The 24,081-nt window shown below is 56.9% G+C and carries 27 protein-coding genes; 13 read left to right on the top strand and 14 right to left on the bottom strand.

The annotated features are described in order from the left end of the window. Window positions 1–102 precede the first annotated feature (102 nt). Both degQ and degS read left to right on the top strand, forming a co-directional pair. Window positions 103–1,473 carry a serine endoprotease DegQ gene (degQ, locus tag ACUTSW_RS17535; RefSeq protein WP_445584967.1) on the top strand — a complete coding sequence of 457 codons (1,371 nt, stop codon included), beginning with the start codon at window positions 103–105 and terminating at the stop codon, window positions 1,471–1,473. A gap of 89 nt (window positions 1,474–1,562) precedes the next feature. Continuing rightward, window positions 1,563–2,621, top strand: coding sequence for an outer membrane-stress sensor serine endopeptidase DegS (gene degS, locus ACUTSW_RS17530; protein ID WP_004948503.1), 1,059 nt, complete (start codon window positions 1,563–1,565; stop codon window positions 2,619–2,621). A 74-nt stretch (window positions 2,622–2,695) separates the two neighbouring features. Here degS and murA read toward each other — a convergent pair whose 3' ends face one another. From murA to mlaF, 7 genes are all read right to left on the bottom strand, one after another. Then, window positions 2,696–3,955, bottom strand: a complete 1,260-nt coding sequence (murA, locus tag ACUTSW_RS17525) for a UDP-N-acetylglucosamine 1-carboxyvinyltransferase (protein WP_004948506.1) — start codon at window positions 3,953–3,955, stop codon at window positions 2,696–2,698. A gap of 54 nt (window positions 3,956–4,009) precedes the next feature. Continuing rightward, window positions 4,010–4,264 (bottom strand): BolA family iron metabolism protein IbaG, encoded by a 255-nt coding sequence (gene ibaG / locus ACUTSW_RS17520; RefSeq protein WP_004948511.1) that lies wholly within the window; start codon window positions 4,262–4,264, stop codon window positions 4,010–4,012. A gap of 140 nt (window positions 4,265–4,404) precedes the next feature. Further along, the gene (gene mlaB, locus ACUTSW_RS17515; RefSeq protein WP_004948514.1) at window positions 4,405–4,707 is read right to left on the bottom strand and encodes a lipid asymmetry maintenance protein MlaB; all 303 of its coding nucleotides are present in this window, start codon (window positions 4,705–4,707) and stop codon (window positions 4,405–4,407) included. After that, on the bottom strand, window positions 4,707–5,336 hold the full coding sequence (mlaC, locus tag ACUTSW_RS17510) for a phospholipid-binding protein MlaC (RefSeq protein ID WP_013814676.1): 630 nt from the start codon (window positions 5,334–5,336) through the stop codon (window positions 4,707–4,709). The genes mlaB and mlaC overlap by 1 nt, the downstream gene beginning before the upstream one ends. Window positions 5,337–5,350: 14 nt before the next feature. Continuing rightward, entirely contained in the window at window positions 5,351–5,902 is a 552-nt protein-coding gene (mlaD, locus tag ACUTSW_RS17505) for an outer membrane lipid asymmetry maintenance protein MlaD (RefSeq protein WP_445584966.1), read from the bottom strand. A gap of 4 nt (window positions 5,903–5,906) precedes the next feature. Beyond that, window positions 5,907–6,689: a lipid asymmetry maintenance ABC transporter permease subunit MlaE gene (gene mlaE / locus ACUTSW_RS17500; RefSeq protein WP_004948524.1), complete on the bottom strand. Its 783-nt coding sequence runs from the start codon at window positions 6,687–6,689 to the stop codon at window positions 5,907–5,909. 4 nt (window positions 6,690–6,693) lie between these two features. Further along, a complete protein-coding gene (mlaF, locus tag ACUTSW_RS17495; protein WP_004948525.1) occupies window positions 6,694–7,509 on the bottom strand; it encodes a phospholipid ABC transporter ATP-binding protein MlaF in 816 nt (271 codons plus the stop codon). A 313-nt stretch (window positions 7,510–7,822) separates the two neighbouring features. Between mlaF and ACUTSW_RS17490 the strand changes: the two genes are divergently transcribed. The 11 genes from ACUTSW_RS17490 (at window position 7,823) to npr (ending at window position 16,185) form a co-directional block, all read left to right on the top strand. After that, window positions 7,823–8,809, top strand: coding sequence for a calcium/sodium antiporter (locus ACUTSW_RS17490; RefSeq protein WP_445584965.1), 987 nt, complete (start codon window positions 7,823–7,825; stop codon window positions 8,807–8,809). Between the two features lie 207 nt (window positions 8,810–9,016). Continuing rightward, window positions 9,017–10,003, top strand: a complete 987-nt coding sequence (kdsD, locus tag ACUTSW_RS17485) for an arabinose-5-phosphate isomerase KdsD (protein WP_004948529.1) — start codon at window positions 9,017–9,019, stop codon at window positions 10,001–10,003. An 18-nt stretch (window positions 10,004–10,021) separates the two neighbouring features. Next, window positions 10,022–10,576 (top strand): 3-deoxy-manno-octulosonate-8-phosphatase KdsC, encoded by a 555-nt coding sequence (gene kdsC, locus ACUTSW_RS17480; protein ID WP_004948532.1) that lies wholly within the window; start codon window positions 10,022–10,024, stop codon window positions 10,574–10,576. Continuing rightward, on the top strand, window positions 10,573–11,151 hold the full coding sequence (gene lptC / locus ACUTSW_RS17475) for an LPS export ABC transporter periplasmic protein LptC (protein ID WP_004948534.1): 579 nt from the start codon (window positions 10,573–10,575) through the stop codon (window positions 11,149–11,151). Before kdsC ends, lptC begins: the two co-directional genes overlap by 4 nt. Beyond that, window positions 11,120–11,659, top strand: coding sequence for a lipopolysaccharide ABC transporter substrate-binding protein LptA (gene lptA / locus ACUTSW_RS17470; RefSeq protein WP_445584964.1), 540 nt, complete (start codon window positions 11,120–11,122; stop codon window positions 11,657–11,659). The genes lptC and lptA overlap by 32 nt, the downstream gene beginning before the upstream one ends. 6 nt (window positions 11,660–11,665) lie before the next feature. Then, window positions 11,666–12,391 carry an LPS export ABC transporter ATP-binding protein gene (gene lptB, locus ACUTSW_RS17465; protein ID WP_006317106.1) on the top strand — a complete coding sequence of 242 codons (726 nt, stop codon included), beginning with the start codon at window positions 11,666–11,668 and terminating at the stop codon, window positions 12,389–12,391. Window positions 12,392–12,441: 50 nt separating this feature from the next. Next, a complete protein-coding gene (gene rpoN, locus ACUTSW_RS17460; RefSeq protein WP_063200972.1) occupies window positions 12,442–13,875 on the top strand; it encodes an RNA polymerase factor sigma-54 in 1,434 nt (477 codons plus the stop codon). A gap of 23 nt (window positions 13,876–13,898) precedes the next feature. Beyond that, window positions 13,899–14,186 carry a ribosome hibernation promoting factor gene (gene hpf / locus ACUTSW_RS17455; RefSeq protein ID WP_004948547.1) on the top strand — a complete coding sequence of 96 codons (288 nt, stop codon included), beginning with the start codon at window positions 13,899–13,901 and terminating at the stop codon, window positions 14,184–14,186. Window positions 14,187–14,468: 282 nt separating this feature from the next. After that, window positions 14,469–14,930: a PTS IIA-like nitrogen regulatory protein PtsN gene (gene ptsN, locus ACUTSW_RS17450; RefSeq protein WP_004948550.1), complete on the top strand. Its 462-nt coding sequence runs from the start codon at window positions 14,469–14,471 to the stop codon at window positions 14,928–14,930. 131 nt (window positions 14,931–15,061) lie between these two features. After that, window positions 15,062–15,916, top strand: coding sequence for an RNase adapter RapZ (rapZ, locus tag ACUTSW_RS17445; protein ID WP_004948553.1), 855 nt, complete (start codon window positions 15,062–15,064; stop codon window positions 15,914–15,916). Then, window positions 15,913–16,185 carry a PTS phosphocarrier protein NPr gene (npr, locus tag ACUTSW_RS17440; protein ID WP_004948556.1) on the top strand — a complete coding sequence of 91 codons (273 nt, stop codon included), beginning with the start codon at window positions 15,913–15,915 and terminating at the stop codon, window positions 16,183–16,185. Before rapZ ends, npr begins: the two co-directional genes overlap by 4 nt. Window positions 16,186–16,258: 73 nt before the next feature. Here the strand turns inward: npr and ACUTSW_RS17435 are convergent, their stop codons facing one another. The 7 genes from ACUTSW_RS17435 to ACUTSW_RS17405 form a co-directional block, all read right to left on the bottom strand. Further along, on the bottom strand, window positions 16,259–18,175 hold the full coding sequence (locus tag ACUTSW_RS17435) for a BglG family transcription antiterminator (protein WP_006328272.1): 1,917 nt from the start codon (window positions 18,173–18,175) through the stop codon (window positions 16,259–16,261). A gap of 52 nt (window positions 18,176–18,227) precedes the next feature. Beyond that, window positions 18,228–19,442: a lactonase family protein gene (locus ACUTSW_RS17430; RefSeq protein ID WP_445584963.1), complete on the bottom strand. Its 1,215-nt coding sequence runs from the start codon at window positions 19,440–19,442 to the stop codon at window positions 18,228–18,230. A gap of 123 nt (window positions 19,443–19,565) precedes the next feature. Then, a complete protein-coding gene (gene dagF / locus ACUTSW_RS17425) occupies window positions 19,566–20,306 on the bottom strand; it encodes a 2-dehydro-3-deoxy-phosphogluconate aldolase (protein ID WP_445584962.1) in 741 nt (246 codons plus the stop codon). Further along, complete coding sequence (locus ACUTSW_RS17420) at window positions 20,303–21,421, bottom strand: DgaE family pyridoxal phosphate-dependent ammonia lyase (protein WP_020439858.1); 1,119 nt, start codon at window positions 21,419–21,421, stop codon at window positions 20,303–20,305. Before ACUTSW_RS17420 ends, dagF begins: the two co-directional genes overlap by 4 nt. Next, on the bottom strand, window positions 21,405–22,544 hold the full coding sequence (locus tag ACUTSW_RS17415; RefSeq protein WP_241921622.1) for an amidohydrolase/deacetylase family metallohydrolase: 1,140 nt from the start codon (window positions 22,542–22,544) through the stop codon (window positions 21,405–21,407). The genes ACUTSW_RS17420 and ACUTSW_RS17415 overlap by 17 nt, the downstream gene beginning before the upstream one ends. Window positions 22,545–22,612: 68 nt before the next feature. Then, window positions 22,613–23,263, bottom strand: a complete 651-nt coding sequence (locus tag ACUTSW_RS17410) for a DUF4310 family protein (RefSeq protein ID WP_073440843.1) — start codon at window positions 23,261–23,263, stop codon at window positions 22,613–22,615. An 11-nt stretch (window positions 23,264–23,274) separates the two neighbouring features. Beyond that, a complete protein-coding gene (locus ACUTSW_RS17405; protein WP_062868825.1) occupies window positions 23,275–24,051 on the bottom strand; it encodes a DUF4311 domain-containing protein in 777 nt (258 codons plus the stop codon). Between the last annotated feature and the right edge of the window lie 30 nt (window positions 24,052–24,081).

The following is a 24,081-nucleotide window of genomic DNA, read 5'->3' as shown; positions in this document are numbered from 1 at the left end:
AGTGAACTTTTCACGCAAATTCACGGTCTTACCCTTCACTATGGTATTGCTGCTGCTTTATCATCACTATTTCATCGGCAGGTATTGAGAGAGTTATTATCAATGAAGAAAAAGTCGTTAATTCTTAGTGCATTGGCAATGAGTATTGGCCTCACGATCACCTCCGTACCGGCAGCCAGCGCCGCATTGCCCGTCGCTGTTCAGGGGCAGTCGCTGCCGAGCCTGGCACCGATGCTGGAAAAGGTTTTGCCCGCAGTGGTGAGTGTGCATGTTGAAGGGACCCAGGTGCAGCGCCAGCAAGTTCCGGAGGAATTCAAACGCTTCTTCGGCCCCGGTGGCCCTGGGCAGCAACAAAGCTCGCGCCCGTTTGAAGGGCTGGGGTCCGGCGTAATCATCGACGCCGCCAAAGGCTATGTGCTGACCAACAACCACGTCATCAACAACGCCGACAAAATCAGCGTACAGCTGAATGACGGCCGCGAAGTGGACGCCAAGCTGGTTGGCCACGACGAGCAATCCGATATTGCCCTGCTGCAGCTCAGTGACGTGAAAAACCTGACCGCGATAAAAATGGCGGATTCCGATGCATTGCGGGTCGGCGATTTCGCCGTTGCCGTCGGCAACCCGTTTGGCCTCGGCCAGACCGCCACCTCCGGCATTATCTCAGCCCTGGGTCGTAGCGGCCTGAACCTGGAAGGGCTGGAAAACTTTATCCAGACGGACGCCTCCATCAACCGCGGCAACTCCGGCGGCGCGCTGGTTAATCTCAACGGCGAGCTAATAGGCATCAACACGGCCATTCTGGCTCCGGGCGGCGGCAACGTCGGCATCGGCTTTGCCATTCCGAGCAACATGGCGCAAAACCTCAGCCAGCAGTTGATCGAATTCGGCGAGGTGAAACGCGGCCTGCTAGGCATCAAAGGCAGCGAAATGACCGCCGATATGGCCAAAGCGTTTAATACTGATGCCCAGCGCGGCGCTTTCGTCAGCGAAGTGCTGCCGAAATCCGCCGCCGCCAAGGCGGGCATCAAGGCCGGCGACATTTTGGTCTCCGTCGACGGCAAACCGGTCAGCAGCTTCGCCGAGCTGCGTGCCAAAGTGGGCACTACCGCACCGGGCAAAACCATCAAGGTCGGGCTGCTGCGCGATGGCAAACCGCAGGAAGTTGCCGTTACGCTGGATAACAGCGAGGGCACCTCCACCAATGCCGAAACGCTTTCACCGGCCCTGCTGGGTGTTTCCCTCAGCAACGGCACCATTGCCAGCGGTGACAAAGGCGTGAAGATCGATAAGGTGGATAAAGGCTCTACGGCAGCGCAGATTGGGCTGCAGAAAGACGATGTGATCATTGGCGTCAACCGCCAGCGCGTTGAGGACATCACGACATTGCGCAAAGTATTGGCAGCCAAACCTCCAGTCATGGCGCTGAACATCGTGCGCGGCACTGAAACCCTTTATCTGCTGCTGCGTTAATTTGTTTAAAAACCGGGCTCAGTGACATACTGCGCCCGGTATTCTCATGTTATCCTCCCTGCATCCTTCATCTCACGTACTAAAACTCCATGTTTGCTAAGCTCTTGCGTTCTGTCGTTATTGGTTTAATCGTTGCCGGCCTGCTGCTGGCTGCGCTGCCTGTGCTGCGCTCTTCCAATACTCTGTTCGCAGAAAAACATGACAATACCCGTGACGAAACGCCGGTCAGCTACAACAAGGCCGTGCGGCGCGCGGCGCCCGCCGTGGTGAATATCTACAACCGTAATATGAGCGGCGCCGCCAACGTGCTGTCGCTGGGTTCCGGCGTGATCATGAACGAGCGCGGTTATATTCTAACCAATCGCCACGTTATCAAGGATGCCCAGCAAATTACCGTCGTGCTGCAGGACGGCCGCCGCTACGAAGCGCTGTTGGTCGGCTCCGACAGCCTGACCGATCTGGCGGTGCTGAAGATAGATCCGGGCAATCTGCCGGTAATCCCTATCAATAACGCCCGCGCCGCGCACGTGGGCGATGTGGTGCTGGCGATCGGCAATCCCTATAATCTCGGCCAGACCGTCACTCAGGGGATCCTAAGCGCTACGGGTCGCATCAGTATGAGCACCACCGGTCGTCAGACCTTCCTGCAAACCGATGCCTCGATTAACCGCGGCAACTCCGGCGGTGCTCTGGTTAACTCACTGGGTGAGTTAATCGGCATCAACACCCTGACCTACGATAAAATCACCGACGGCGAGACGCCTGAAGGCTTGGGCTTCGCCATTCCCATCGAGTTGGCCACCAAGATCATGGACAAATTGATCCGTGATGGCCGCGTTATCCGCGGTTACTTCGGCATTCAGGGCAAAGAGATTATTCCTTTGCGTTCGTCCAATTCCGGTATCGACCGCCTGCAAGGCATTATCGTAACCGAAATTACGCCGAACGGACCGGCGGGTAACGCCGGCTTCCATATCAACGACGTCATCACCAACGTAGACAGCAAACCGGCAATATCGGTACTGGAAACCATGGACCAGGTGGCTGAGATCCGCCCGGGCACGGAAATTCCGGTCATCGTGCTGCGCGACGGCAAACGCATTACGCTGAAGATGACGGTGGGAGAGTTCCCGGAAGACAGCAATTAAAAAGGGCCCGGCCAAAGTGAGCCGGACCCTCAACGCAGTGTTTCCGCCGGGGCGTCGCCCCGGCATCTGACAAATTACTCGCCTTTCACACGCTCAATATTCGCACCCAGCGCACGCAGCTTATCTTCAATACGCTCATAACCACGGTCGATGTGGTAGATACGATCGACGACGGTCACACCGTCGGCGATACAGCCGGCCAGTACCAGGCTGGCAGAAGCGCGCAGATCGGTTGCCATCACCTGGGCGCCGGACAGTTGCTCAACACCGTGACAAATCAAGGTGTTGCTCTCAATCTCGGCATGTGCACCCATACGGATCAGTTCAGGCACATGCATGAAGCGGTTTTCAAAAATGGTTTCGGTGATCACGCCGGTGCCTTCCGCGACCAGGTTCAGCAAGCTGAATTGGGCCTGCATATCGGTCGGGAAACCAGGGTGCGGCGCGGTACGTACGGTAACCGCTTTAGGGCGCTTGCCGTGCATGTCCAGGCTGATCCAGTCTTCACCTACTTCGATATCCGCGCCGGCTTCACGCAGCTTGGCCAACACGGCGTCCAGCGTATTCGGACGGGTGTCGCGGCACATCACTTTGCCGCCGGAAACCGCTGCGGCAATCAGGAAGGTGCCGGTCTCGATACGGTCAGGCAGAACGCGATACACACCGCCACCCAGGCGCTCAACGCCTTCGATGGTGATACGGTCACTGCCGGCGCCGCTGATTTTCGCCCCCAGCGTGTTGAGGAAGTTGGCGGTATCGACAATTTCCGGCTCGCGTGCGGCATTTTCAATCACGGTGGTACCGGTCGCCAGGGTCGCTGCGCTCATGATGGTTACGGTGGCGCCAACGCTCACCTTGTCCATCACGATGTGCGCGCCTTTCAGGCGGCCTTCAACGGAAGCTTTAACGTAACCTTCTTCCAGTTTGATCTCCGCACCAAGCTGCTCCAGGCCGCTGATATGCAGATCGACCGGACGTGCGCCGATCGCACAACCGCCCGGCAGAGAAACCTGACCGCGGCCGAAGCGCGCGACCAACGGCCCCAATGCCCAGATAGAAGCGCGCATGGTTTTCACCAGGTCATAAGGTGCGCAAAACTCGTTCACGCCGCTGGCGTCTACATACACCGAACCGTTGCGTTCGATCTTGGTGCCTAACTGGCTGAGTAGCTTAATGGTGGTATCGATGTCCTTCAGCTTAGGGACATTCTGCAGCTCGACCGGCTCTTCCGCTAATAATGCGGCGAACAGGATCGGCAGGGCAGCGTTTTTCGCCCCGGAAATAGAAACTTCACCGCTGAGGCGGGTCCGGCCCTGCACACGAAATTTATCCATCTGACTACTCTCTGTTATCTAATCTGAAGCTGCCCGCCCGGAGGGCAAACAGCCTTAAAATCCGTTGAGTTTGCGGTCTCGCTGCCACTCTTCAGGGGTGTACGCCTTGATCGATAAGGCATGAATTCGGTTGTCCGCAATGTATTCCATCAGCGGTGCGTAGACCGTCTGTTGTTTCTTGACGCGGCTCATGGCGGCAAACAGCTCGCCGACCACGATCACCTGAAAGTGGCTGCCATCGCCCGTGACATGTGCTTCATCCAGCGCCAATGCTTGCATCAGCACGTCTTTAATCTCGTTATTTTCCATAGTATCCAGTTCTGCAGCAAAAGGATCATAATCAGCCTGACATCTTAGTGGAATACGACGTTTTCTTAAACTAAAGAAAAAGCCCCTGTGCAACAGGGGCTTTCTGGGGAATGACCGTATTCAGCCAGCTGAAAATATCGCTAACCAGCGGTATCGACAGGCATTATTGCTTGCAGGTTGTACAACGCGATCAGCGTTTTCAAGCGATCGGTGGCGCCGGAAATTTTTAATTCAACGCCGCGCTGACGCTGCTGCTCACGCAAATGCACCAACAGCGCCAACCCGGAAGAGTCCACGCGCTGCAGTTGCGAGACGTCGAGAGCGGTTTTATCCGCCAGCAACGTTTCCCGTTGTTCCCACAGCGGCAGCAGCGTTTCCCGGTCCAGCTCGCCGCGCAGGATCAGGGTCTGCTGCTGCGATTCAAAGCTGAGTGCGGCCGACATCAGTTTTTCTGATCCAGCGTGATAGGCCGCTGCGCAGCCGCTTGCAGCTGTTTGGTCAGACCGTCAATGCCCTGAGTACGCAGGGTAGACGCCCACTCGTTCTGCTTGGTGGTGATCATGCTGACGCCTTCGGCGATCATGTCATACGCCTGCCAGTAGCCGGTTTTGCTGTTTTTACGCCATTGGAAATCCAGACGTACCGGTGGACGGCCGTCTTTATCGATGATGGTCACGCGGATGGCGACGATGTCGGCGTTACCCAGCGGCTGCTCAGGGGCGATCTGGTAGGTCTGACCGTGATACATCGCCAGCGCCTGGCCATAAGCCTGCTCCAGATAGGCCTGGAATGCGGTGAAATAGGCCTCACGCTGCGCCGGCGTCGCTTCTTTGTAATAACGGCCCAGCACCAGCGCACCGGCATACTTGACCTGTACAAACGGCATCAGCTCCTGATGCACCACCGAACGCAGGTAGTTAGGGTCCTGCTTGATTTTTGGCTGCTCGGTTTTCAGCCGGGTGAAGGTCTTCTCAGCCGCATCTTGCATCAGGCTGTACGGGTTGGTTTGGTCGACCGCATTCGCCAGCGGCGCAACCACCAGCAGGGCAACCATAAGTAAACGTTTAAACATGCAGGTTTCCTCTCTTAATGACTTGGGGCGACAGATTGCGGCGCAGTACCGGCAGCCGGCTCAGCGGCCGTGTCTCCCGGTTTGGCTGCATTGTCCTGGCCGCCGCTTTTATACAGGAACTGGCCGATCAGATCTTCCAGAACCATGGCTGATTTGGTGTCCTGAATGGTACCGCCGTCCTTCAGAATGGTGGTGCCCATATCAGGATCTTCAAAACCGACGTTCAGCGCCAGATACTGCTCCCCCAGTAAGCCGGAGGTGCGGATCGCCAGCGAGCTGGTGTCCGGGATCTGGTTAAATTTGTCCTGAATATCCAGGGCTACGCGCGGCGTATAGGTTTTAGGATCGAGCGAGATATCGGCCACACGGCCAATCACCACCCCACCGATTTTCACCGGCGAGCGCGCTTTCAGGCCGCCGATATTATCGAAGGTCGCATAGATGCGGTACGTCGGCTCATTACCGATCGACTTAATGTTTGCTACCTGCAGGCAGAGAAAGACGATGGCGCACAGCGCAATCAGCATAAACGCCCCAACCCAAATTTCACTCTTCTTCGTTTGCATCGAATCAATTCCCAAACATCAGTGCTGTCAGCACGAAATCCAATCCCAACACCGCCAGCGACGAATGTACCACGGTACGCGTCGTTGCCCGGCTAATCCCTTCAGAGGTCGGTACCGCATCATACCCGTTGAAAATGGCAATCCAGGTCACTGTGATGGCGAATACCACGCTCTTGAGCAGGCAGTTGAGCAAGTCTTTTCTCCACTCCACTGCGCCCTGCATCGCCGACCAGAAGAAGCCGCTGTCGATGCCCTTCCAATCCACGCCGACTATCGAACCGCCCCAGATGCCCACCGCGACGAAGATAATCGTCAGCAAAGGCATGCTGATCAAACCGGCCCAAAAGCGTGGCGCGACAATCCGTCGCAGCGGATCGACGGCCATCATTTCCAGGCTGGAAATTTGTTCGGTCGCCTTCATCAAACCGATTTCCGCCGTCAACGCGGAACCGGCGCGGCCGGCAAACAGCAAAGCGGTAACCACCGGCCCCAGTTCACGCAGCAGCGACAACGCCACCATCATGCCCAGGCTGGCCTCGGCGCTGTAAGTCGTCAGTACCAGATAGCCTTGCAGCCCCAGCACCATGCCGATAAACAGCCCGGAAACCATGATGATCAGCAACGATTGCACACCCACGCTGTGCATTTGCTTTAGCAACAACGGCCACTGTTTACGCGGCTCCGGCCGCCCGACCAGCGCGTTGAACAACATCAACCCCGCGCGCCCAAAGCTGGCGCTGGTATTGATGCCACGGCGCCCTAACGACGCTAACGCCTGTAATAACATGAGCTTATTTACTCCCTAAGCCTAACAGCTCGGCCTGGTAATCCCCGGCCGGATAACGGAAGGGTACCGGCCCATCGGCAATACCATCCAGGAACTGGCGCACGCGCGCATCAGGATTGTTCTGTAATTGTGGCGTCGTCCCTTCGGCAATCACCCGGTGATCGGCCACGATATACGCGTAGTCGGCGATGCTCAGCACTTCCGGCACATCGTGCGAAACCACGATGCAGGTGATGCCCAGCGCATGATTCAGCTCATCGATCAACTTCACCAACACGCCCATGGTGATCGGATCCTGACCGACGAAAGGTTCGTCGAACATGATCAGTTCCGGGTCGAGCGCTATCGCCCGCGCCAACGCGGCACGCCGCGCCATGCCGCCGGACAGTTCATTGGGCATCAGTTCAGCCGCGCCGCGCAAGCCGACCGCTTCCAGCTTCATCATCACCGTGCTGCGCAATATCGGTTCCGGCAAACGGCTGTGCTCACGCAGCGGGTAGGCCACGTTTTCAAACACCGTAAGATCGGTGAACAGCGCGCCGGACTGGAACAGCATGCTCATTTTCTTGCGTGCTTCATACAACTGATGGCGGGATAACGCGGGAATGTTATCGCCGTCGAACCAGATCTCGCCGCGGTCCGGTGCCAGTTGGCCGCCAATCAGGCGCAGCAGCGTGGTTTTACCAATACCGGACGGCCCCATGATCGCCGTGACCTTGCCACGGGGAACCGTCAGGTTGATGTCTTCGAATATCAGTCGATCGCCGCGCGAGAAACTCATGTCGCGCACTTCGACCAGATTCTCTGCATTTTGGTGCATGTTAATGGATCCTTTACGGCTCATTTTTGCCAAATCTACCCACGATGTTAAAGCAACGGACGCAACGCGTCTCATCTTTACAAAAACTTACCGGTATTTCGCTACCAATGGTGCGCTAAGGCTGCACCTGATTTTACTTTTACGCGCCACCCGGTCAAAATTGCTCATATAACGAAAAAAACGAATCTGTTCATATATTAGCCGGGAAAACCCGTTGCTGCGGCTTTAGCCTGCGCAACGGAGGGCAAAGCAAGATAGCCGAATTTCGGCTTTTAACCAACGAACCGGGTTGATACCCAACAAAGGACCCTGCATGTTTCTCGCGATAGCTTTACTCATCGTTGGTTTATTTTTACTGGTGTATGGTGCAGACCGCTTAGTTTACGGTGCTGCGGTGATTTCCCGTTCGCTTGGCGTGCCGCCGTTAATCATCGGCATGACCGTCGTCGGCATCGGCACATCGCTGCCGGAACTGTTCGTGTCGACCACCGCCGCGCTGAATGGGCAGATAGATATGGCCGTGGGGAACGTATTAGGTTCCAACATTGCCAATATATTGTTGATCCTTGGCGTGGCGGCGCTGATTCACCCGCTGGCGGCGCGCTCCGAGGTACTGCGCCGCGAACTGCCGCTGATGTTAGCGGTCACAGTATTGTGCGGTTTTGTGCTGATGGACGGCACCCTGAGCCGGCTGGATGGCGTGGTGCTGTTGGCCGCCGCCGCCGCCTTCATTTTATTGATGCTGAAAATTGCCCGGCTGGCGCAGCGCGAAGGCAGCGACAGCCTGACCGTGGAACAACTCGCCGAGCTGCCGCAAGACAGCAGCAACACCGTGGCGGTGCTGTGGCTGGTGCTGGCGTTCATTATTCTGCCGCTGTCGTCCAAAATGGTGGTCGATAACGCCACGGTAATTGCGCATTATTTTGGCATGAGCGAACTGGTGGTCGGCTTGACCCTCATCGCCATCGGCACCAGCCTGCCGGAGTTGGCCACGTCCATCGCCGGGGCACTAAAGGGTGAGGATGATATGGCGATTGGTAATATCATCGGCTCCAACATTTTCAACACGGTGATCGTGCTGGGCGTTCCCGCCCTGTTGTCGCCGGGCAGCGTCGATCCTGCCGCCTTCCACCGCGATTATTGGGTCATGCTGGCGGTCAGCATTGTGCTCAGCGCCCTGTGCATCGGGCGAAAACATCGTATCGGTCATCTGGCGGGCGCTCTGTTATTATGTGGCTTTATTGCGTATCTTGCGGTGCTGTTTTTTAATCCTTTCAATTCATTTAGCTATAGCCTATAGCTTTCAAGTTGCAGCTAGGCGGCAAGCTCGCTCATCCCCAGGCGCTTACTCAGGTAAGTAACTGGGGTGACAAATCTGCAGGGAGCAGATTTGAACGCTGCTAGCAGCGGCCCCACAGGGGTGTGGCCCATGGACGGGCCACATAATTGAGTGCAGGTAACAACGCTGTAACTTGAAAGATGACGGGTATGACCGATGGGAATGAGCATGTCGAACATTCAGTTGCAACCGGGCTTTGATTTTCAACAGGCAGGCAAAGAAGTGCTGCAGATTGAGCGTGACGGGCTGGCCCAGCTCGATCGGTACATCAATGCAGACTTTACCCGCGCCTGCGAATTGATCGCCGGCTGCTGCGGTAAAGTGGTCGTGATGGGCATGGGCAAATCCGGGCATATTGGCTGCAAGATCGCCGCGACCTTCGCCAGCACCGGCACGCCCTCATTCTTCGTGCATCCGGCGGAGGCCAGCCACGGCGACCTCGGCATGGTGACGGCACAAGATATCGTGCTCGCCATTTCCAACTCCGGCGAGTCCAACGAGATCCAGGCTCTTATCCCAGTCTTGAAGCGCCAGCAAATCCCGCTGATCTGCATGACCAACAATCCGGAAAGCTCGATGGGCAAAGCGGCGGATATTCACCTGTGCATCAAGGTGCCGCAGGAGGCCTGCCCGCTTGGCCTGGCGCCAACCACCAGCACCACCGCGACCCTGGTGATGGGTGATGCGCTGGCGGTGGCATTGCTGAAAGCCCGTGGTTTCACGCCGGAAGATTTTGCGCTGTCGCACCCCGGTGGCGCCCTGGGCCGCAGGTTGCTGCTGCGCGTTTGCGACATCATGCACAGCGGCGACGAAATCCCGCACGTCAGCGCCGATGCATCGCTGCGCGACGCGTTGCTGGAAATCACGCGCAAAAACCTGGGCATGACGGTCATCTGCGACGATCTGATGAAAATCGCCGGTATCTTTACCGATGGTGACCTGCGGCGGATATTTGATATGGGCATCAACCTCAATGAAGCCCGGATCGTCGATGTCATGACGCTCGGCGGCGTACGGGTGCGTCCGAACCTGCTGGCGGTCGATGCGTTGAACCTGATGCAGCAGCGCCATATCACCGCACTGCTGGTTGCCGATGGCGACCAATTGCTGGGTGTGGTACATATGCATGACATGCTGCGCGCCGGCGTCGTTTAATTAAAGGAATAGAACTCAATGAGTCTGGTTGAAACCTGCTACGGGCCTGTAGAACAAGACGTCATGGCGCGTGCCGGAAAAATCCGCCTGCTGATTTGCGATGTCGACGGCGTGCTGTCGGACGGCCTGATTTTTATGGGCAACAACGGCGAAGAATTGAAAGCGTTCAACGTGCGCGACGGTTACGGCATTCGCTGCCTGAAGACGTCGGATATCGACGTGGCAATTATCACCGGCCGTTCAGCCAAGCTGCTGGAAGATCGGGCGAAAACCCTCGGCATCACCCATCTGTATCAAGGGCAGTCCGATAAGCTTTTGGCCTTCCGCGAACTGTTGGATACACTGTCGTTAAACGCGGATCAGGTGGCCTATATCGGTGACGACCTGATCGACTGGCCGGTGATGGCTCAGGTTGGCCTGGCGGTCGCCGTAGCGGATGCACATCCGTTGCTGACGCCAAGAGCCCACTATGTTACCCGTATTGCCGGCGGCCGTGGCGCGGTGCGCGAACTGTGCGACATTATACTGTTGGCGCAGAATAAGCTGGAGGACGCCAAAGGGCTGTCGATATGAGCAAAACCAAACTTTGGATCACCCTCCTTTTGGCGGTGATCGCCCTGGCGTTGATTGGCTGGAACATGACTGATTTCAGTGATGATGCGGTTCCAGGCCCCGTTAATGATCAGGACCCGACTTATCAGAGCCAGCACACGGTCACCATAGTGTACAATCCGGCCGGTAAGCTGAGTTACAAGCTGGTGGCGGAAGACGTGAAGTATTATACCGCCGATGAATTAAGCTGGTTTACCCAGCCGGTGATGACGCTGTTTGATGAAAACGCGGTGGCCACCTGGTCAGTTCGCGCCGATCGCGCCAAACTGACTAAAGACAGAATGCTGTATCTTTACGGCCACGTTGAGGTGAACAGCCTGACCACCACCTCACAGCTGGAAAAAATTAAAACGGACAATGCTCAGGTGAATCTGGTGACCCAGGATGTCGCTTCGGATGATGAAGTGACCCTCTACGGGACAAACTTTACCTCGAACGGCATGAAAATGCGTGGGAACCTGCGGGCCAAAACCGCTGAGCTGATTGATAAGGTTAAGACCAACTATGAAATTCAAAACCAAAAAACAACACCGTAATCTGTTGATCGGAAGCCTCATTTTGGCCGCCAGCGCACCCGCATGGGCGCTGAAATCTGACTCCAACCAACCGGTGAGCATCGACTCGCTGAAACAGTCTCTGGATATGCAGAGCAACGTCAGCACCTTTACCGATAACGTGGTGATCAAGCAAGGCACCATCGACATCAAAGCGGATAAAGTGGTCGTTACCCGTCCAGGCGGCGATCAGAGCAAAACTTATATCGAAGCCTTTGGCAATCCGGTCACCTTCTACCAGATGCAAGACAGCGGCAAGCCGGTAAAAGGCCATGCGCAGAAGGTCCGTTACGATGTGGCTTCGCAGTTGGTGACCCTGACCGGGAACGCCTATCTGGAACAACTCGACAGCAACGTGAAGGGCGATCGCATCACCTACCTGGTGCAACAGCAGCAAATGCAGGCGTTCAGCGATAAAGGCAAACGCGTGACTACGGTTCTGGTACCGTCGCAGTTGCAAGACAAAAACGGGCAAAAGAAGAGTAACTAATCACTTATGGCTACACTCATCGCAGAAAACCTGGCGAAAGCCTACAAAGGCCGTAAAGTTGTTGAAGACGTCAGCCTGAAAGTGAAATCCGGCGAGATCGTCGGCCTGCTGGGGCCAAACGGCGCCGGCAAGACCACCACCTTCTACATGGTGGTCGGCATCGTTCAACGTGACGCCGGCCGTATCGTGATTGACGAAGAAGACATCAGCCTGCTGCCGCTGCACGCCCGTGCGCGTCGCGGCATTGGCTATTTGCCGCAGGAAGCGTCGATCTTCCGTCGCCTGAGCGTGTATGACAACCTGATGGCCGTCCTGGAGATCCGCGAGGATCTCAGCAGCGAGCAGCGTGCGGACCGCGCGGTTGAGCTGATGGAAGAGTTTCATATCTCCCATCTGCGCGATAACCTGGGCCAGGCGTTGTCCGGTGGCGAACGCCGCCGTGTGGAGATCGCCCGCGCGTTGGCGGCTAACCCGAAATTCATCCTGCTGGATGAGCCGTTCGCCGGGGTTGATCCCATTTCCGTTATCGACATTAAAAAAATTATCGAGCACTTGCGTGACAGCGGCTTGGGCGTGCTGATCACCGACCACAACGTGCGCGAAACGCTGGACGTGTGTGAACGTGCCTATATCGTCAGCCAGGGCAAACTGATTGCTCACGGCACGCCGGATGCCATTTTGGCTGACGAGCAGGTGAAACGCGTTTATCTGGGCGAAGAATTCCGCCTCTGAGTGCCGGCGCGTCCTGATGGACGACTGTTAACGGAAGTAGACTGAAGATTATGAAGCAAGGTTTGCAACTCAGGCTCAGCCAACAACTGGCCATGACCCCCCAGCTCCAGCAGGCTATCCGCCTGCTGCAGTTGTCCACGCTTGAGCTCCAGCAGGAGATACAGCTGGCGTTAGAGAGCAATCCCCTGCTTGAGCAGACCGATCTGCACGAAGAAATCGACGCCAAAGAGACTACCGAAACCGAAGGGCTGGATACCCGCGAGGCGCTGGAACAAAAGGACATGCCCGAAGAGCTGCCGCTGGACGCCACCTGGGACGAAATCTACACCGCAGGTACACCGTCCGGCACCGGCACCGATTACAGCGATGATGAGTTGCCGGTCTATCAGGGCGAAACCACCCAGACGCTGCAGGATTACCTGATGTGGCAGGTGGATCTCACGCCATTCTCTGATACCGATGTCGCCATTGCCACCTCGATAGTCGACGCCGTCGACGACACCGGCTATCTCACCGTGCCGCTGGAAGATATTCTGGAGAGCATGGGTGACGAGAGTGTGACAATGGACGAAGTCGAAGCGGTTTTGAAGCGCGTACAGCGTTTTGATCCGGTTGGCGTCGCCGCGCGCGATCTGCGCGACTGTCTGCTGATCCAGCTTTCCCAGTACGCAAAAGATACGCCCTATCTGGCTGAAGCACGCCTGATCATCAGCGAACATCTGGCTCTGTTGGCCAATCACGACTTTCGCAGCCTGATGCGAACAACCCGGCTAAAAGAAGATACACTGAAAGAAGCGATGCTGCTGATACAGTCTCTTGATCCGCGCCCGGGCCAGTCGATCAATACTGGCGAGTCGGAATACGTGATCCCGGACGTGCTGGTACGCAAAGTGCAGAACAGTTGGACGGTAGAGCTCAACGCCGACAGCATTCCGCGGCTGAAGATCAACCAGCAGTACGCCGCAATGGGCAGCAGCGCTCGTAACGACAGTGACGGCCAGTATATCCGCAGCAATCTGCAGGAAGCGAAATGGCTGATCAAGAGCCTGGAAAGCCGTAACGACACCTTGCTGAAAGTCACGCGCTGCATCGTCGAGCAGCAACAGGCATTCTTTGAACAGGGTGCTGAATTTATGAAGCCCATGGTGCTGGCGGATATCGCCCAGGCCGTGGAGATGCATGAATCGACAATCTCACGCGTCACCACGCAGAAGTTTCTGCACAGTCCGCGCGGCATTTTCGAGTTGAAATATTTCTTCTCCAGCCACGTGAATACCGACAGCGGGGGCGAAGCGTCCTCTACGGCGATCCGAGCGTTAGTGAAGAAATTGATTGCGGCGGAAAACCCCGCTAAACCGCTCAGCGACAGCAAGCTGGTCACCCTGCTCTCCGATCAGGGGATCATCGTGGCGCGGCGTACTGTCGCCAAGTACCGAGAGTCTTTGTCCATCCCGCCGTCCAACCAGCGTAAACAGTTGGTTTGACCTCAATAGAGAAGGAAGACACTATGCAGCTCAACATTACCGGACACCACATCGAAATCACCGAACCTTTACGCGAGTTCGTGAATACCAAGTTCGCCAAGCTCGAACAGTATTTTGACCGCATAAATCAGGTGTATGTCGTGCTTAGCGTGGAAAAAGTGCAGCAGATTGCGGAAGCGACGGTGCACGTGAATGGAGGCGAGTTGCACGCCACCTCGGAAGACGAGAACATGTATGCCGCAATTGACACCCTGATCGACAAACTGGCGCGTCAATTGAACAAACATAAAGACAAACTGAAACAACACTGACATTCTGGGCCGTTTCCGTCAGCGGGCACGGCTCAAACATAGCCCAGGTCGTCGGCGCGTTACCTGTATTACCCTGAATAATTGGCGTTGCATCGAGGAGGCATGAGCGCTTATCCCGCGAGCTTACACAGGTAAGTGATTCGGGTAAGTCAGCGCAGCCAACACAGAGACAGCGTCAAGTATGACGGGTATGGGTACCGCGCCGATAAGCCATCAGGGTTAAACAAGGCGAAAAATCACCTCACAAGGCAGCTTGATGGTGTGGTTTTAAGTGAAGATGAGATGAACAACGAAACAATGCAATTAAGCTCGGTGTTAAACATCGAGTGCACCAAAAGCTCGGTACACTGCACCAGCAAGAAACGGGCTTTGGAGATTATCAGCGAACTGGCTGCAAAACAGCTCAACCTGCCATCGCAGGTGGTGTTTGACGCGGTTCTCACCCGGGAGCGCATGGGCAGTACCGGTATCGGCAACGGTATCGCCATTCCCCATGGCAAACTGGAAGAGGACACACTGCGGGCCGTTGGCGTGTTTATCCGTCTCGACCAACCCATTGCCTTTGACGCCATTGATAACCAGCCGGTCGACTTGCTGTTCGCCTTGCTGGTGCCGGCCGACCAATGTAAAACCCATTTGCATACCCTGTCGCTCGTCGCCAAGCGCCTGGCCGACAAAACCGTATGCCGCCGCCTGCGCTCGGCGCAAAGCGACGAAGAGCTTTACCAGATCATTACCGAGTAACGCCCGGCTGGCGTGACTTCCAGCCAGGATAACGATACTGTTTAGCTATGATGGGTTTCGGCTCAGGCCGGAATAATAAAGTTTCTAACGGTGGCGATAAACGCCACTGAGATGCCAGGGGGAGTTGCCACATGGTGCTGATGATTGTCAGCGGCCGTTCCGGTTCAGGGAAATCCGTCGCCTTGCGGGCGCTGGAAGACATGGGTTTTTACTGCGTTGATAACCTGCCCGTGGTACTGCTGCCGCAGCTTGCCAATACGCTGGCGGAACGCAACATATCCGCAGCGGTAAGCATCGACGTGCGTAACATGCCGGAATCGCCGGAAGTGTTTGAATATGCGATGACCCAATTGCCGGACTGCTTTTCTCCGCAATTGCTGTTCCTCGACGCCGACCGTAATACCCTGATTCGCCGCTACAGTGATACCCGCCGCCTGCATCCGCTCTCCACCAAGAACCTGTCGCTGGAAAGCGCGATCGATGAAGAGAGCGACCTGCTTGAGCCGTTGCGCTCAAGGGCCGATCTGCTCATCGACACGTCGGAAATGTCGGTGCATGAGCTGGCCGAAATGCTGCGTACTCGTCTGTTGGGTAAACGCGAGCGCGAACTGACCATGGTATTCGAATCCTTCGGCTTTAAGCACGGCATCCCGATCGACGCCGATTACGTCTTCGACGTACGCTTCCTGCCGAACCCGCACTGGGATCCGAAACTGCGCCCGATGACCGGCCTGGATAAACCGGTCGCCTCGTTCCTCGATCGTCACACTGAAGTGCATAACTTTATCTACCAGACGCGAAGCTATCTGGAACAGTGGCTGCCGATGCTGGAAACCAACAACCGCAGCTACCTGACGGTGGCGATTGGCTGTACCGGCGGTAAACACCGTTCCGTCTACGTAGCCGAACAGCTGGCCGACTACTTCCGCTCACGCGGCAAGAATGTGCAATCGCGCCACCGGACGCTGGAAAAACGTAAACAATGACGGTCAAGCAAACGGTTGAAATCAAAAACAAACTCGGTATGCACGCTCGCCCGGCGATGAAGCTGTTCGAGTTGGTGCAGAGTTTTGACGCCGAAGTGATGCTGCGTAACGACAGCGGTACCGAGGCCGAAGCCAGCAGCGTGATTGCGCTGCTGATGCTGGACTCCGCACAGGGGCGGCATATCGAAGTGGAAGCCACCGGCCCGGACGAGGTGAAAGCGCTGAATGCGGTGATTGAACTGATTAATTCCGGGTTTGATGAAGACTGACTTCCCCGCAACAAAGAAGTAACCCCCAGGAACGCGCCCTTTATGGCGCGTTTAATATTTTTTGGCTCATCGCTTAAATCCGGCTCAAACAGTCCAGCGCCACCGCTTTGAAGCTGTCGAAATTATCGCTGCCCAACAGGCGGCTCATCGAACGTTCGCGTACAAAAGTGACGAACAGATCGTAAATCGCCATCGCCTCTTCGTAGTCGCTTTTGCTTATCGCCAGCAGGAAAATCACATGGGCGATCTCACCGTCGCCCCACACCACGCCCTGCGGTGCCAGTAGCGTCATCACCACGGTTTTTTTCGCCAGCAATCCCAACGAATGCGGCAGTGCAATACCTTCGCCCAGCATGGTCGATACTATCGCTTCGCGCTCCACTACCGATGGGTAAAAATCGTCGCCGACATACCCTTCCTGCTCCAGTTGAACGCACACTTTTCGGAACAGCTCCGCCTGCGTCAGCGGCTCATTGACCACCCAGAAATGCGCGGCGTCGAAGAACTTCTCCAGCATGTAGGGTTTGGTACGATCCACCAGCACCAGTTTACCCAGCTGTTCCAACTGGTAGTCGGTAGGAAACGGCGACATCACCACCACCGGTTTGTTCTTTTCGCTGACCCGCGCGTTGGAAATGACAAAATCTTCGTCGATATGAGTGAGTACCTCGTAATCGCGCAGCGAAACGATGCGCGTCATCACCAGCTGCGGGTACTTGCGCGCAATCTGCGCCTGGATCATGCGCACCGTTGAGTTACCGGTATCGCACACCAGCATCACCTGCGGATGGCGCTCGTAGCCGATGTTGTAGTGCCGTTCCAACCCAACGCCGATATGCAGCACCAGATAGCCGATTTCGTTTTCGCTCAGGGTGTAAGGCGTGTATTTTCCCCAGCTCGATACCGCCGCCAGCGTCACGTCATAGGCCATCGGATAGTGTTGTTTGATGTTGGCCAATAGCGGGTTGGGAATATTAATCTGGTATTTCACCCGGGTAATCATGGTCTTGATATGGGTGAGCAAGTCAGCCCGCAGTTGGCGGTCGCCCTGCAGGTTGTAGTTATAGTGCGCGTTGATGTACGACAAAATGTAGTCCACCAGCGCTTCTTCGTCGTCGGCGTTAATCTCGGTCGGCTGCACGTCCTGCACCCGGCGCGCGGCAATATTCACCCTGAGGTAGGCCTCTTCCGCCATCGACACCTCTTTGCCGCTGGCCTTGCGCAGTTCCCCCGCCAGCCAGGTGGACACCTTGCGCACCGCGTCATCGCCGTCTTCAACGTCAAAGTCCGACAGCGGGTAGCCATCGCTGATGCGCCGTAGCGCCACCGCGCAGTAAAAAATCAAATACTGCTCACCTTCATCCGTCAGGCGGATGGCGTATTGCGACAGCAGCGGATGCAGCAGCCCGGCGAAGGTCGCCACCTGCGGTTGCAGCAGGATTTCATTGTTGAGCAACGGGTTTTCGGCATCGGCCAGATGCAGTTGGAATAACAGATCGGTCAGGCAAGCGCGGATCGCCATCTCCGAGCCGAACAGCTTCATGCCATAGCGTGGTTTGGTTTCAATGGTTAATTGATAGTTCGCCAGGCGCTCTCTCACCTCAGCCATGTCGTTTTGCAGCGTTCCACGGCTGACAAACCATTCATCGGCCAAATCTTCCAGCTTCAGGGAAAAGGCTGAGGTCAAAAAACGAATCAGCAGATAGTGCACCCTCTCTTGCGCACTGCGTGGCGTGGCGTGCTTTTTGCGCTCTCTATGCTGCAAGGCGCTGAACAGCGCGGCATCATCCACCTGCAGGCGATAGCCCGCCCCACGGCTATGCACAAAGCGAGCGCCGTATTTTTCCAGGATATCGTTCAACGCGGTGATATCGGCACGCACGGTACGGGTGGATACCGCAAAGCGCTTAGCCAACTCATCCTGCGGCAAGGTCTCGGACTGCAAAGCGTCGAACAGATAGGCCAAACGCGGGTAGGGAAATCGTACCATGCTCTTTCCGTCAATTAAGGTGCCCACCTGGGGAAATCAGGCGGGAAACGAGTTACTTCGCCACCGGCAGGAACACCATTTGCGAGGGGCTGCCTACCGGCGTATAGCCCTCAACAAAGCTGAGTTTGCCGCTGGCCTTGTCCAGGCTGAAACGGGTGACGTTATCGCTGCGCTGATTCATCGCATAGAGATAATGCCCGTCCGGGCTCAACGTCAACGATCGCGGATAGTCACCGCGCGTCCAGATTTCCGCCACCGGTTTCAATTCGCCATCGGCGCCAACGCTGAACTGCGCGATGCTGTTATGCAGCCGGTTGGCGACATACAGATTCTTGCCGTCCTCACTCAGGACCAACCCCGAGGCAAAGCTGGTGCCCTTATAATCGGCAGGCAGTGAAGAGACAGTATGTAATTGTTTCAGAGTACCTTTTTGGCTGTCAAAACGGTAGCTGGTCAGCGTCGAAGCCTCTTCGTTCACCAACAGCACCGTCTTGCCGTCCGGATGGAACACAAAGTGACGCGGGCCGGCACCGGCGGAAGAGGCGGCGATCCACGGCGGATCGTTCGGCGTCAGTTGGCCGCTTGCGCCGTCAAAGCGCCACTGGTAGAGGCGATCCAGCCCCAGATCGGTGGAAAACACAAACTTGCCGCTCGGATCGCAGGCGATCATATGCGCGTGCGGGCCATTATGGTCGCTGGCGGCAAAACTGCCCTCCACCGCCGCCGCAGGTTTGCTCGCGCCTGCCGGCCCCTGATCCTGTTGCACTGAACTGGCATTGCCCAATTTGCCGTCACTCTCAACCGGGAACGCCGCCACGGTGCCGCTGACGTAGTTCGCCACCAGCAGATGGCGGCCGTCCGGCGTCAGGGAAAGGTAAACCGGCCCCGCGCCCTGAGAATCAACCTGATTCAGCTGCGTCAGCCCGCCATCAACCGGGTTGATGCGATAAGCGATGATGCCACCGTGCTTGCTGCCGTTAAAATCGGCCACTTCGCTGGCGACATACAGCGTCCGGCCCTGAGCATCCAGGGTAAGCTGCGCCGGATTAGGCTGGTTGCTGACCAGCGTTTTCGCGCTCAGCGCGCCGCTGGCCGGATCGACCTGCACCCGGTAAACGCCTTCGCCGTTAGGGTTGTAAGTACCGATATAAGCAAAATGAGATGACGTGGAGTTCATTGCATCCTCAGCATGCAGCGCCGGGCTGGCGATAGCCAGCAGCGCCAGGGTTAACGCAGTACGTAAGGGGGAAGCCTGCCAGTTTCGCATGATTGTCCTTATTGTAGCTAACGGCGCGGCATACCGCGCCTGTAGAGAAAGAAGGGTAGCCTCCCTGCCTTACGTCATCCGATATACCTTTCTTGCTTGAGGCTGCAGCGTTGTTGGCTGCGCTTAACCCACCAGCTTTTTGCTCATCGCCAACAGGGTTTTCACATCCTGCGGTCGGGTATCACCGGTGGCAGAATCAATAATGGAACTGTAGATATGCGGAATAATCCGCTTCACGCCGGCGGCCAATGCGATCTCAACGATCGGTTCGAAGTTTTCCAGATCGATGCCGCCAGTCGGCTCCAGCATAAAATCATGCTCGGCGCAGGCTTGAGCCACGTACCGGTATTCTTCTTTACACGCCAACCCGCCCATAGGGAAATACTTGATGGAACTACCGCCCATATCTTTCAACATGGCGATGGCCGTCTCGACCGGTACGATGCCGTCTGGCGCGGCAGCGCTCAGCGGGCCGGTCGAGATCTTCACAAAGCCGACGCGACCGGTCGGAGAAACCAGCCCATTCACCACGCTGTCGCTCTGACCCAACAGCGCACGGCTGGCGCCCACGCCGGTAAACACCTGATTGACGTGCTGCGGCTGAACGCGCTGGGCAATCAGGCTGACCATCGCGGATTGTTTGGGATCGCCCGCCCCCAGGCCCACCGACAGCGCATTCTCGATCAGCTGCGCATAGTGCTGCATATCCGCCACTGCGCTGTCGACATCCGGATAGTTCCTGGAGAGAACCCCGACCAGCACATGCCCTTCCGCCGCCGCATAAATAGCCTGCGCATTGTCTTTTGTGCCGGCCAGTACGTTGAGGCACAGACGGTCGCGATAATAGTTTGGCTGCAGCTTCATGCTTGTTTCTCCGTAAACAGATTTTTAATGCAGGTAAAGACGGTCATCAGTTGCTGCTCGTCGACGCTACGCACATCCACTTCGATTTTTCCTTCATTGGCCTTATAGCCACGGAAGTAGATAGCGATCTCGCCGGTTTTCAGCGCCTGGACGATGTCGGTGGTAGAGCGCCCCAGCACCGCTTCGTCAAAGGTGATTTCAGCACGGGCGATATCGCGGCCGGCGCTGTCCCAGACGGTTTTGGCACTGATGCCGGTCAGCGAGTTCAGGCTGGTGATAAACGGCGTCATTCGCGCCACCATCTGCTCACCGGTGGTTTTTTCCAGCTTCAGGTAGCTTTCAATCGCCTGCGTCAGGCCGAGGATGCCCTCTTTGCCGACCTTCATCGCCCGGCCAATGCCGCCGGATTGCAGCTTCACCCACTCCACGTATTGCCGCTTACCCACCACCAGGCCGCTGGTTGGGCCTTCGATGGCCTTGGCGCCGCTGTAGATCACCAGATCGGCCCCCATCTGGTAGTAGCACATCAGATCTTCTTCTGCGGCGGCATCGACGATCAGCGGCAGATCATGCTTGCGCGCCACCACCACCGCCTGCTCGACGGAAAGAATGCTTTTCTGCACGCAGTGGTGCGATTTGATATAGAGGATCGCCGCCGTTTGCGGCGTGATGCAGGCCTCGAGCTGCTCTGCTGAGCATTCGTTGGCATAACCCGCCTCAACCACCTTGCCGCCGCCGAGGGCAACCATGGTGTCGACCGGAGCGCCGAAGTTCACGTTGTGACCGCGCGGCAACACTATCTCGCGCGGCACGGTGATTGGCGCCGAGTGCAGGTTCACCAGCAGGTTGGCGTTGTCTTTGACGATCACCGCCGCCACCGACTGGGCGATACCCGCCGAGGCGCAAGACACGATCACCGCATCTTCCACATTCAACAGATCGGCGATGTAAGCACCGGTCTTGTTAACCAGATCCTTGATTTCAAAATAGTGATTCAGGCCGTAGTCGACGGCGTCAATCACCTCCTGACGCGGGGTAGATACGCCAAGAATGGTCATGCGACCGGAAGTATTAATCACTTGCTTTAAATTATATTTTTCATAAATCGAAGACATGATGGGCTTTCCCTTCGTCGGTTAATAGAATTTCCCCGGCTACCACGGCAGCCAACGGAACCAACAACTGTTCGCCACCGACCGATTGCCCTTCCGAGTCGGCAAATACCTGCGGCCCCTGGCGGAGATCGAACAGGGTAAAATCGGCGTCATAACCCGGCTCCAGCCGGCCTTTATGGGTCAGGTTCAGCGCCGAAGCGGCATTTTCCGTCACGCAGGCAATCACCTGCGGCAGCGACAGGCCGATGCTGAAGAATTTGGACATCACCGTCGCCAGGCTGTGTACCGGCCCGGCCATGCGGTTGCGGCAATAGATATCGGAACTGATGGTGTGCGGGAGAATGCCAAGCCCAATCGCCTGACGTGCCACGTCAAAGCTGAAACTGGCGGTGCCGTGGCCCACGTCGAGCAGCACGCCGCGTTTCAGCGCCCGCTGGATCGACTCGCGCAACGTACCCGCCGGGGTCAGAATACGGTTCGGCTTGCCGTTATAGCAGTGGGTAATGATGTCGCCACGGGTCAGCAGATCGGCGATGTCATCCAGATTCGGCGGGTTATTGCCGATATGGACCATCAGCGGCAGACGGTTGTTTTCCTGCTGGATTTGCTTGGCGCGCACCAACGGCACAATGCCGTTTTGCCCCACCACGCTGCTGCTCATACGCGCCTTGATGCCGATGATGAAACCGGGGTACGCATCGATGGATTTTTTCACCGTCGGTGGGTCGATATCCGCCAGATCGGCCAACTCATTTTGGCGTAACAGACCGATGCGCGAGATATTCAGGAAGGCGAACACGTTGGTTTTTGCGCGGCGCGTCAGGGCATAGAACTCGTCAACATCGTCGGTGCCGGTGCTGCCGGCATCAACCACCGAGGTCACGCCGCTGGCTACGCCCACTAAATCCGGTTCGTCATAGTAAATCGGCGAAGAGGGGTAGCAGTGCACATGGGAGTCGATCCAGCCGGCGCTGAGGCGACAGTTACCCGCCAGATCCAGCTGCCTGCCGGCGCTGACGTCATCGGCCAACTGCCCAACGTCGACAATCTTACCGTCCTGAACCGCCAGATCGACCAGTCGGTCGTCCGCCAGCCTGGCGCGTCGGATTACTAAGTCATACATACTGCGCTACTCCTTTTCCAGCAGGGGGCGGCGCACCGCCCCACTATCACACGGCTCTGGAACAGTGATTAAGCAATGGCGACAGGGAAAATGGCCCCTAACAGCATTGCGCCAAGGATCGCTCCGCCAGTGATTGGCTTGCCCCAGATATAGAACAGCAGCGCGCCAAGCAGCGAACCTATGCCAATCGGAATGGATGCGGTCATCGCCGACAGGATGATCAACGGCCCCAGGAAGCGGCCTGAGGAGTTACCTGCCCCCATCATTACGTCTGCGCCGTAGGTGGAGTTGCTCTGGTTGATGGTGAATTTGCGCGCCAGAATGATCAGGTAGCCAATCGCCAGACCAATCACCAGGCCGGTCACCAGCGAGGCGGCAAAGTTGGCGACCGGGAAGATGATCCCCGCGCCCAGCAACAACGCCGGAACGCCCAACCCCACACCGGTCTGGATCGCGCCGCCGATGTCCAGAATGCCCACCAGCGAACCTTCAATGATGCGCGCAAACAGGAAGCTGGCGCCGAATGCCGCCACCGCGCCATAAACGCCGGTGTCCATCCCGGCGCGCAGCATGGAAACGAAGGCCACTTCGTTAAACGCGCCGATGCCATACAGGTAGTACATGTGCGTCCCGGCGAACACGCCGGACGAGAGCAGGCCAACAAAAATCGGGAATGACCAGTCGGCGTACCAGAAGCCTTTTTGGGTTTGTTCTTCCATCGTCCCGCTCCTTATTTACCGCTCAGGGTGTTGTGAATGCTGTCCAGCCAACCCGGCACGCCGAGGCTGAAGGACTCGAGGACTTTCATGTCGAAGCCGCGGAAGAAACCGCTCAGCACGAACAACAGTACGATCACTGCCATCATGATCTTGGTGATTTTGTTCCAGCCGCTCTCTTCCACGCCCTTACCGATCAGAATGCCCAGCACCAGACCCGGCACGGCGTTGCCCATGATCAACTGCGCCAGGCCGCCGAAAATGGTGCCCCAGAAACCGGAGCGACGCCCGGCGTCGATCGCCGCCAGCCAGAAGATCACCGGCATCACGGTGTTCACCAGCAGGTTAGCCGCCGGCACCAGCACTTTGATTGCCGTAACCTGCAGCGCAGCGGGCACTGCGGAAGCGGTGGTGTTGAGGAACGCCACCACCAGCATGCCGATAACGCCGCAGGCGATAGCCATTTTTTTCGGATCATGCAGCGTTTGCGCCAGGTTGCGGTTCTTGACCATCAAGGCTGCCGCGCCCCAGTGAGGGATGATGCGGTGGTCAACGTCCTGCGTGAAGGCGCCCGCCGCCACGGAAGACGCCCAGGCGTTGAAGAAGAAACCCAGGCCGAATGAGAAGTGGGAAGCCGGATCGCCTTCGCAGGAATTCAGCTCGCCCAAGGTGCGGAAGGCGCCCATGCCCTGCGTCGTCGGAGCATGGAACATGCGTGCGGCGCCAGCCCCTACGCCAACCCCCACCAGTCCGCCAATAATAAGCGACTTAAATAAGATGATTAAAAACATCAGTATACCCTTAGATTTATGCTAACGTTT

It is taken from the genome of Serratia sp. TSA_198.1 (genome assembly GCF_052686505.1).
This window is presented reverse-complemented; position numbering and strand designations above follow the sequence as displayed.